Source organism: Parvibaculum sp., assembly GCF_035325945.1.
GTDB lineage: Bacteria > Pseudomonadota > Alphaproteobacteria > Parvibaculales > Parvibaculaceae > Parvibaculum.
The window spans coordinates 1,856-10,350 of record NZ_DAOKYX010000029.1; the positions used below are offsets into that span (position 1 = coordinate 1,856).

6 protein-coding genes and 1 pseudogene are annotated in these 8,495 nt (G+C 64.9%); 6 read left to right on the forward strand and 1 reads right to left on the reverse strand.

Features of this window, described 5'->3' with window-relative positions:
- The 5 genes and pseudogenes from PKA57_RS12355 to PKA57_RS12375 form a co-directional block, all read left to right on the forward strand.
- Window positions 1-759: pseudogene (locus tag PKA57_RS12355) on the forward strand (hypothetical protein); the annotation flags it as partial.
- Between the two features lie 296 nt (window positions 760-1,055).
- Window positions 1,056-2,228 (forward strand): efflux RND transporter periplasmic adaptor subunit, encoded by a 1,173-nt coding sequence (locus PKA57_RS12360; protein WP_324300984.1) that lies wholly within the window; start codon window positions 1,056-1,058, stop codon window positions 2,226-2,228.
- A gap of 48 nt (window positions 2,229-2,276) precedes the next feature.
- Window positions 2,277-5,417: an efflux RND transporter permease subunit gene (locus PKA57_RS12365; RefSeq protein ID WP_324300986.1), complete on the forward strand. Its 3,141-nt coding sequence runs from the start codon at window positions 2,277-2,279 to the stop codon at window positions 5,415-5,417.
- Window positions 5,418-5,433: 16 nt separating this feature from the next.
- Window positions 5,434-6,876 carry an AdeC/AdeK/OprM family multidrug efflux complex outer membrane factor gene (gene adeC, locus PKA57_RS12370; RefSeq protein WP_324300987.1) on the forward strand — a complete coding sequence of 481 codons (1,443 nt, stop codon included), beginning with the start codon at window positions 5,434-5,436 and terminating at the stop codon, window positions 6,874-6,876.
- Window positions 6,873-7,541, forward strand: a complete 669-nt coding sequence (locus tag PKA57_RS12375) for a TetR/AcrR family transcriptional regulator (protein WP_324300989.1) — start codon at window positions 6,873-6,875, stop codon at window positions 7,539-7,541. Before adeC ends, PKA57_RS12375 begins: the two co-directional genes overlap by 4 nt.
- Here the strand turns inward: PKA57_RS12375 and PKA57_RS12380 are convergent.
- A complete protein-coding gene (locus tag PKA57_RS12380; RefSeq protein WP_324300991.1) occupies window positions 7,508-7,672 on the reverse strand; it encodes a hypothetical protein in 165 nt (54 codons plus the stop codon). The two genes, PKA57_RS12375 and PKA57_RS12380, sit on opposite strands and share 34 nt — an antisense overlap.
- Window positions 7,673-7,923: 251 nt before the next feature.
- On the opposite strand from PKA57_RS12380, the gene PKA57_RS12385 reads away from it, so the two are divergent.
- Complete coding sequence (locus tag PKA57_RS12385) at window positions 7,924-8,439, forward strand: hypothetical protein (RefSeq protein WP_324300992.1); 516 nt, start codon at window positions 7,924-7,926, stop codon at window positions 8,437-8,439.
- Window positions 8,440-8,495 lie beyond the last annotated feature (56 nt).

Sequence of the window (8,495 nt, forward strand, 5' to 3'; positions counted from 1 at the left end):
GCCAATGGCGACATCAGCATCCAGAATGCTGGCACCGACAGCATCTGGCTCGGCTCGATGACGGTGCGCGGCGATGACTTCTCGGGTGCGACGGTCTATGTCGGCGGCGACTACAACGCGCTGCTGACCGGCGACCAGACCTTCACGACGGACACGCTGCACACCAAGGGTTCGGTGACGAGCACCGTTGGCGGCGATGCCACCGGTCCGATCGTCTCGGGCGGCAATGTCGGCGTGAATGCCGGCGGCAACTTCAGCGGCAATGTCACGGCGCCGACGGCCGAGATCCATGGCAACACGATCACCGGCACGTTCAATGGCGGCACGCTCACGCTCTTCGCCGACAATGGCGTCGACGTGATCGCCAATGTGACGACGCTCAACGTGACCTCGCCCGGCGGTACCGTCGACGGCACCTTCTCCACCATCAATACCGGTGGCAGCGGCTCGCTCATCGTCAACGGCAAGACGCGGACCGGCAACAACGCGACCGATCCCAACCAGATCGTCGTCGAGGGCTTCACGCTCCCGGCCGGCACGATCATCACGCCGAGCGGCGAGATCATCCTGCCGAGCGGCATGATGATCGGCCTCATCAGCCCGGCGGCGGGCGGCAGCGCGCAGGGCGGCAAGCCGAAGGTCATTCTGGTCCACAGCGTCCAGAAGCTCGGCGAACTTCTCGCCCAAGGCTATGTCGCCATCATCGTCGATCTCTCCGGCAACAAGGACGAGGAGCAGGAGATCGCCATGGCGCAATAAGCGCCCCGGAGGGGGACGGCCTCAAGCCTGCCCCTTCCGAACGTAGAGACTTTCCAGCCGGCGGGCGCCTCAGGGCACCCGCCGGTTTTATTTTTGGCCGCATCGGGCCTGCCCCATCCGTCGAAGGGCGGACCAAACAGCAGCTCCCGCAAGGGGATTTACAGATTCTCATTTGCAAGTGTAATGTAGATTACATTACAAAAGACAATTCGCGATTTTCCGCTCCTCAGAGTGGCCGGTTCGTGTCGTGACCAGCCGCTTCGTTCCTTCTGCAATCTCAACGATCTGGTGATCCGATGCGTGGCCGACTGAAACTTGCCCTGATCCTGGTGGCGGGCTTGCCCTTTGCACTCGCGGGCTGCGACGACAATTCGGATGCACAGGCCTGGCCACCGGCCGAAGTCGGCTTTGTTACGATCGAGCCGCAGCGGCTCGAACTATCGGCCGAATTGCCCGGCCGAACCAATGCCTACCGGGTCGCGGAAATCCGCCCGCAGGTGAACGGCATCATCCTGAAGCGCCTCTTCGAAGAGGGCGGCGCGGTGAAGGCCGGGCAGCAGCTCTACCAGATCGACCCGGCGCTCTACCGCGCCGCATATGATTCCGCGCGCGCCGCCCTGGCCAGAGCCGAGGCGAATGCGAAGGTCGCACGCGTCAAGGCTGCCCGCTACAAGGACCTCGTTGCCGTCAATGCCGTGAGCCGGCAGGAGTATGACGACGTCTCCGCGACCCTGGCCCAGAGCGAGGCCGACGTCGCCGCAGCGAAAGCCGCAGTCGACACTGCGCGCACCAATCTCGCCTACACCAAGGTCTTCGCCCCGATCAGCGGGCGCATCGGCAAATCGTCGGTCACCGAGGGCGCGCTGGTGACGGCGAACCAGCCGACCGCTCTTGCCGTGGTGACGCAGCTCGATCCGATCTATGTCGATCTCACGCAGCCGAGCACCGATCTTCTGCGCATGCGCCGCGACATCGCGGAAGGCCGCGTCGAGGCGCCCGGCGGCGGCACGGCTAAGGTCACCCTGCATCTCGGCGAGGGAGAGGCGAGCTTCGGCGAAACCGGCAAGCTCCAGTTTTCCGAGGTCACGGTCGATGAAGGCACGGGAACGGTCGGCCTTCGCGCCGTCTTCCCCAATCCGCGGCAGGAGCTTCTGCCGGGTCTATTCGTGCGCGCGACGGTCGAGCAGGGCGTGCTGCGCGAGGCGATCCTCGTGCCCCAGCAAGGCGTTGTCCGCAATCCCGACGGCTCGGCCGCCGTCTGGCTCGTCGGCGCGGATCACAAGGCGGAGCGCCGCGAGGTAAAGGCGGTGCGCGCCATCGGCGACAAATGGCTCGTGACGGAGGGGGTCGCCGCGGGCGACCGCGTCATCGTCGAGGGCCTTCAGAAAGTCCAGCCCGGTGCCGAGGTGAAGGCCGTGCCGGCGGGCCAAACCGCTGCCGCTGCGGACGCAGCACCTGTGGCTGACTGATCATTCTGGCGCCGGCGATGCCGGGGCCGAGCAAGGCGCATTTTCCTCATGGCTAATTTCTTCATCGACCGTCCCGTCTTTGCCTGGGTGATCGCCATCGTGATCATGATCGCGGGCGCATTGTCGATCCTCCGTCTGCCGATCGAACAATATCCCTCGATCGCGCCGCCCTCGGTCACGATCACCGCCGTCTATCCGGGCGCTTCCGCCAAGACGCTGGAAGATACGGTCACGCAGGTCATCGAGCAGAAGATGAACGGCGTCGACCACCTGCGTTACATCTCCTCGACGAGCCAGTCGTCGGGCATGGTCAATGTGACGCTCACCTTCGACCCCGGCGCCGATCCCGACATCGCGCAGGTGCAGGTTCAGAACAAATTGCAGTCGGCGCTGCCGCTGCTTCCCCTCGAGGTGCAGCAGCAGGGCGTCACGGTGGCGAAGGCCGCGCGCAATTTCGTCATGGTGGTCGCCTTCATCTCGACCGATGGCAGCATGAGCGAGGACGAGATCGCGGATTATGTCGCTTCGAATCTGCGTGACCCGATCAGCCGCGTGAACGGCGTGGGCGAGCTTCAGCTCTTCGCGCCCCAGCATGCGATGCGGCTCTGGCTCGACCCCAACAAGCTCAAGAGCTATGCGCTGACGACGACGGATATCGTCGCCGCGGTGAAGGCGCAGAATGCCGAAATCTCGGCGGGCCAGCTCGGCGCGCTGCCCGCCGTGCCCGGCCAGCAGATCAACGCCACCATCATCGCGCAGACGCGCCTCGAAACGCCCGAGGAATTCGGCAACATTCTGCTGCGCGTCAACAAGGACGGCTCGCAGGTCCGGCTGAAGGATGTCGCCCGTATCGAACTCGGCTCGGAGAATTACGGCTCCATCAGCCGCTTCAATGCGACGCCGTCCGCGGGCTTTGCGGTGATGCTTGCCACGGGCGCGAACGCGCTCACCACCTCCGATGCGGTGCGCGCGCGCGTCGCGGAACTCGCACCCTTCTTCCCGAAGGGGCTCGAAGCGAGGTTCCCCTATGACACGACGCCCTTCGTCCGCCTCTCGATCGAGGAAGTCGTCAAGACGCTCGCCGAGGCCGTGGTGCTGGTCGTGCTCGTCATGTTCCTTTTTCTGCAGAACATTCGCGCGACGCTCATTCCTGCAATCGCCGTCCCCGTCGTTCTGCTCGGCACTTTCGGCCTGCTCTCCGCCTTCGGCTTCTCCATCAACACGCTCACCATGTTCGGCATGGTGCTCGCCATCGGCCTTCTCGTCGATGACGCGATCGTCGTGGTGGAAAACGTCGAACGCATCATGACGGAGGAGGGCCTGCCGCCGAGAGAGGCCACGCGCAAATCGATGGGCCAGATCACCGGCGCGCTGATCGGCATCGCGCTCGTTCTCTCGGCCGTTCTCGTTCCCATGGCCTTCTTCCCCGGCTCGACCGGCGCGATCTATCGCCAGTTCTCGATGACCATGGTGTCCGCCATGGTGCTCTCGGTCATCGTCGCGCTGGTGCTGACGCCCGCGCTCTGCGCGACCATCCTGAAGCCGGTGAAGAACCATGGCGTGGCGAAGCGCGGCTTCTTCGGCTGGTTCAACCGAACCTTCGATCGCGGCGCGAAGCGCTATGAAGGGGCGGTGAGAAACATCCTCGCCCGCATGGGGCGCTATGCGGTCATCTATGGCGCCATCGTTCTGGTGCTCGGCGTGCTTTTCATGCGCCTGCCGACCTCGTTCCTGCCGGAGGAGGATCAGGGCTTCATGATGGCGATGGTCACGGCACCGCCCGGCGCGACGGCGGAGCGCACGCTCGAAACCATGAAGGTGCTGGAGCATCACTTCCTCGTCGAGGAGAAGGACAGCATCGAGGCGATGTTCTCCGTCGTCGGCTTCAACTTCGCCGGTCAGGCGCAGAATGCGGGCATGGCCTTCATCAATCTGCGGCCTTTCGAGGAACGCAAATCATCGAGCCAGTCGGCCTTTGCGGTTGCCGAGCGCGCCATGCATGTCTTCGGGGGCCTGCGCGATGCGATGGCTTTCGCCTTCGTGCCGCCGGCCATTCTCGAACTCGGCAACGCGTCCGGCTTCGACTTCCAGCTCGTAGATCGTGCCGGGCTCGGCCATGAAAAACTCATGGAAGCCCGCAACCAGCTTCTCGGCATGGCGTCGCAAGACCCCGTGCTGATGGCGGTGCGCCCGAACGGCCTCGACGATACGCAGCAGTTCCGCATCGATGTCGATCATGAAAAGGCGGCCGCTCTCGGCCTCTCGCTCAACGACATCAACGCCACGCTGGGCGCCGCCTGGGGCTCGGCCTATGTGAACGACTTCATCGAGCAGGGGCGCGTCAAGAAGGTCTATCTGCAAGCGGATGCGCCCTTCCGCATGCTGCCTGAAGACATTGGCCGATGGTATGTGAGAAACGCTTCGGGAGACATGGTGCCCTTCTCCTCCTTCGCGACGACGCGATGGACCTACGGCTCGCCGCGCCTCGAACGCTACAACGGCGCCTCGTCGGCGGAGATCATGGGTTCGGCCGCGCCCGGCAGAAGCTCGGGCGAAGCCATGGCCGCGATGGAGCGGCTCGCGGAGAAGTTGCCGGAAGGCTTCGGCTTCGAGTGGACGGGCCTGTCCTATGAGGAGAGGCTCGCGGGCCAGCAGGCGCCTGCGCTCTATGCGCTGTCGATCCTCTTCGTATTCCTGTGTCTCGCTGCGCTTTATGAAAGCTGGTCGATCCCCGTTGCGGTTCTTCTCGTCGTGCCGCTCGGCATCATCGGCGCTGTCCTTGCGGCGACGCTGCGCGGTTTCTCGAACGACGTCTACTTCCAGGTCGGCCTCCTCACTACCATCGGCCTTGCCTCGAAGAATGCGATCCTCATCGTCGAGTTCGCAAAGAGCCTCTACGAGAAGGGAACCGACCTCGTCGAGGCGACGATGGCGGCGGCGAAGCTTCGCCTGCGTCCGATCCTGATGACGTCGCTCGCCTTCATTCTCGGCGTCTCGCCGCTGGCGACGAGCACGGGAGCAGGCTCCGGCAGCCAGAATGCCATCGGCACGGGCGTCATGGGCGGCATGATCTCCGCCACGGTTCTCGCCATCTTCTTCGTCCCGCTCTTCTTCGTCGCCGTGCAGCGCGTCGTCGAGCGCAGGCGAAAGGGTGCCGAGGCAGTGGCCCCGCAGGCGGATATGCGATGAGCGAGGACTGCACGCGATGAAAAAAATCCTGATCTCCGCGCTTTCATCCGCGCTCCTTCTCGCCGGATGCTCGCTCGAGCCCGATTACGCGCGCCCGGAAGCGCCGGTGCCGGCGGCCTGGCCTTCGGGACCCGCTTATGATGGCGCGGCGGCGACGCGAAAGCCGGATGGCCGGCTCATGGCCGATCTCGGCTGGCGCGAGTTCTTCCGCTCCGAACCCTTGCAGCGTGTCATCGAAACGGCGCTTCGGAACAATCGCGACCTGCGCGTCGCCGCGCTCAACATCGAGCAGGCGAGGGCGCAATATCGCATCGAGCGCGCGGCCCTCGTGCCGAACCTTGCTGCCGATGCATCGGGCACGCGGGCCCGCACGCCCGCCTCGCTCTCGGCTACGGGACAGGCCATGACCGCGTCGCAATATAGCGTGCAGGGCGGCATCGCGGCCTATGAGGTCGATCTCTTCGGCCGTGTGCGAAGCCTGAGGAACAAGGCGCTTGAGGAGTATTTCGCGACCGCCGAGGCCCGCGATGCCGTGGAAATTTCTCTCATCGCCGAGGTCGCCAATGCGTGGCTCACCTTGCAGGCGGACCGGCAACTTCTTGCGCTGACGGAAGAAACGCTGGCGACGCAGGAAGAATCGTTCCGGCTGATCGGCAGAAGCTATGAGAGAGGCGTCGCCTCCGGGCTCGACCTCGCTCAGGCGCAAACATCGGTCGAGACGGCGCGCGTCAATCGCGCGCTCTATCTGCGGCAGGTGGCTCAGGACAGGAACGCGCTCACGCTTCTCGTCGGCGCGCCGCTTGACGATGCCGAACTGCCGGCTGGCGCGATGGTGGGCGTGGAAAGTCTCGTCGCTGATCTCCCGGCGGGCCTTCCCTCCGATCTCCTGCAACGCAGGCCCGATATTCGGGAGGCGGAACACCGGTTGAAGGCGGCCAGTGCGAATATCGGCGCCGCGCGCGCGGCCTTTTTCCCGAATATCACCCTGACTGCGACGGGCGGCACGGCCAGCAGCGCGCTCTCCGATCTCTTCGCCGCGGGAACGGGCGCCTGGCTCTTTTCGCCTGCGATCAGCCTGCCGATTTTCGATGCGGGGCGGAACCAGGCCAATCTCGATGCGGCGAAGGCGCAGAGGGACATCGGCGTCGCCCAATATGAAAAGACGATCCAGTCCGCCTTCCGCGAGGTCGCGGATGCGCTCGCCGGGCGCGGCACATTCGAGGATCAGGTCAAGGCGCAGGCCGCTCTCGTCGCCGCGGCGGGTGAAAGCCACAGGCTGGCGAAGCTTCGCTATGACAAGGGCATCGACAGCTATCTCAATGTGCTCGACGCGCAACGCTCCCTGTACGGAGCGCAGCAGGCGCTCATCGGCATCGAGCTTGGACGCCTCAACAATCTCGTCACCCTCTACAAGGTTCTCGGTGGCGGCCTCGACCGGATGGAGGCTAATAGAGAATGATGATGGTCAGCGGCGCGGAGAAGAAAGCCGAACGGCCGAAGAAGCCGAGCCGGCGCGAGGTCAGGCAGCGCGCCATTCTCGAGGCGGCCAACGCGCTCTTCCTCGAAAAGGGTTACGGCGCGACGAACCTGACCGATATCGTCAAGGTGTCCGGCGGCTCTCTCGCGACGCTCTATGAGCTCTTCGGCGGCAAGGCCGGGCTCTTTCGTGCCATGATCGAGAAGGAATGCGCGGAGTTCTTCGAGTTTCTGGAAAGCGAAATCCCTTCCGGCCTGCCCCCGGAGGAGACGCTGCGCGCCTTTGCGACGCGCTTCGTCGAGGAAGCCTTCGCCGATGAGGGCGGCTCGCTGATGCGGCTCATCGCCGCCGAGGCGGTGCAGTTTCCCGAGATCGGCGTCGATTTCTACAATGCGGGCCCCGCCGCCGCCCAGCACATGATCGCGGAATTCCTGCGCAAGGATTTCTGGAGCGGGGTGCTCAGCATCGACGATCCGGACGAGGCCGCGGCGACCCTGGTTGCCATGCTCTTCCATCACTATCAGATGCGCCAGATCTGCGGCCTGCCGCTGAACCTGACACGCGCCGCAATCGACCGGCATGTCGACCGGGTGATCGCGGCATTCATGAAGGTCTACCGGACGGCGGAAAAATTCCCATCGGCGTGAAGCCGGGCGCGCGCCTGTCCGATAGCGGGCTCGCGAAGCCGCAGCTTCCGCCGCTGGCGCTCCTCGACAAGACAGCCGATGAGCACGATGACGGCAAGAAGCATCAATGCAATGTCGGCAAGTCTCGGCATGTTCGTTCTCCTTTCCACGCGCCGGATCGTGCCCGGCATGTCGTGACGGGATCGAGATTGCCAATGCGCGCTTGAACCGGCGCTGAATGAATTGAGGCCGTTTGCGGGCGCAATCGGGGCGGCATCAGGGATGCTCTCGGCTCCGCGCCGTTCATCCGCCATTCAGGCGCGGCCTGCTATCCCTCTCGCAATATGAGGCGCGTGGCGATGGCGAAGGTTCGCCGTCCCGCCGCCCCGCGACGGAGGCGATCATGACGAATTCCCCGAAGACCATTCGCAAGAAGGCGGCCGTGCTTGCGCTCGTCGCTCTCACCTCGGCCGCGCTGCCGATGGCGCCCGCTCTGGCTGATGGCCGGCACGGGCACCGGCCCCAGGGCTGGGGATGGGACGGAGGGCGCGGCTACGATCGAGGCTATGATCGCGGCGGCTGGCGCGGCCATGGCGGCTATGACCGCCACCGCGATCGCGATGACGGCGCGGCCATAGCGGTTGCGGCCGGTGTCGGGCTTCTTCTTGGCGCGGCGCTGATGTCGCAGCCTCAACCCTCCTATTACACGCCGCCGCCCAGCACGGTCTATGCGCCGCCGCCGGCCTCCTATTACGGCCAGGCGCCGATCGAGGCCTATCCCGCTTCGGACGTCTACCGGACGGATTCCGGCCAGTATTGCCGCGAATACCAGTCGACGATCAATGTCGGTGGCCGGTTCCAGCAGGGTTATGGCACGGCTTGCCTTGGCGAGGACGGCGCCTGGAGGGTGGTCAACTAAAGAGGTCACACGCCGCTCGTAGCTGGCGTAAATTGGGGCATGAAACGCGAGGAGGC

Coding starts and splice junctions, on each gene's coding strand:
- PKA57_RS12375 (WP_324300989.1), top strand. CDS start 6,873: ATGATGATGGTCAGCGGCGCGGAGAAGAAAGCCGAACGGCCGAAGAAG.
- adeC (WP_324300987.1), top strand. CDS start 5,434: ATGAAAAAAATCCTGATCTCCGCGCTTTCATCCGCGCTCCTTCTCGCC.
- PKA57_RS12360 (WP_324300984.1), top strand. CDS start 1,056: ATGCGTGGCCGACTGAAACTTGCCCTGATCCTGGTGGCGGGCTTGCCC.
- PKA57_RS12380 (WP_324300991.1), bottom strand. CDS start 7,672: ATGCCGAGACTTGCCGACATTGCATTGATGCTTCTTGCCGTCATCGTG.
- PKA57_RS12365 (WP_324300986.1), top strand. CDS start 2,277: ATGGCTAATTTCTTCATCGACCGTCCCGTCTTTGCCTGGGTGATCGCC.
- PKA57_RS12385 (WP_324300992.1), top strand. CDS start 7,924: ATGACGAATTCCCCGAAGACCATTCGCAAGAAGGCGGCCGTGCTTGCG.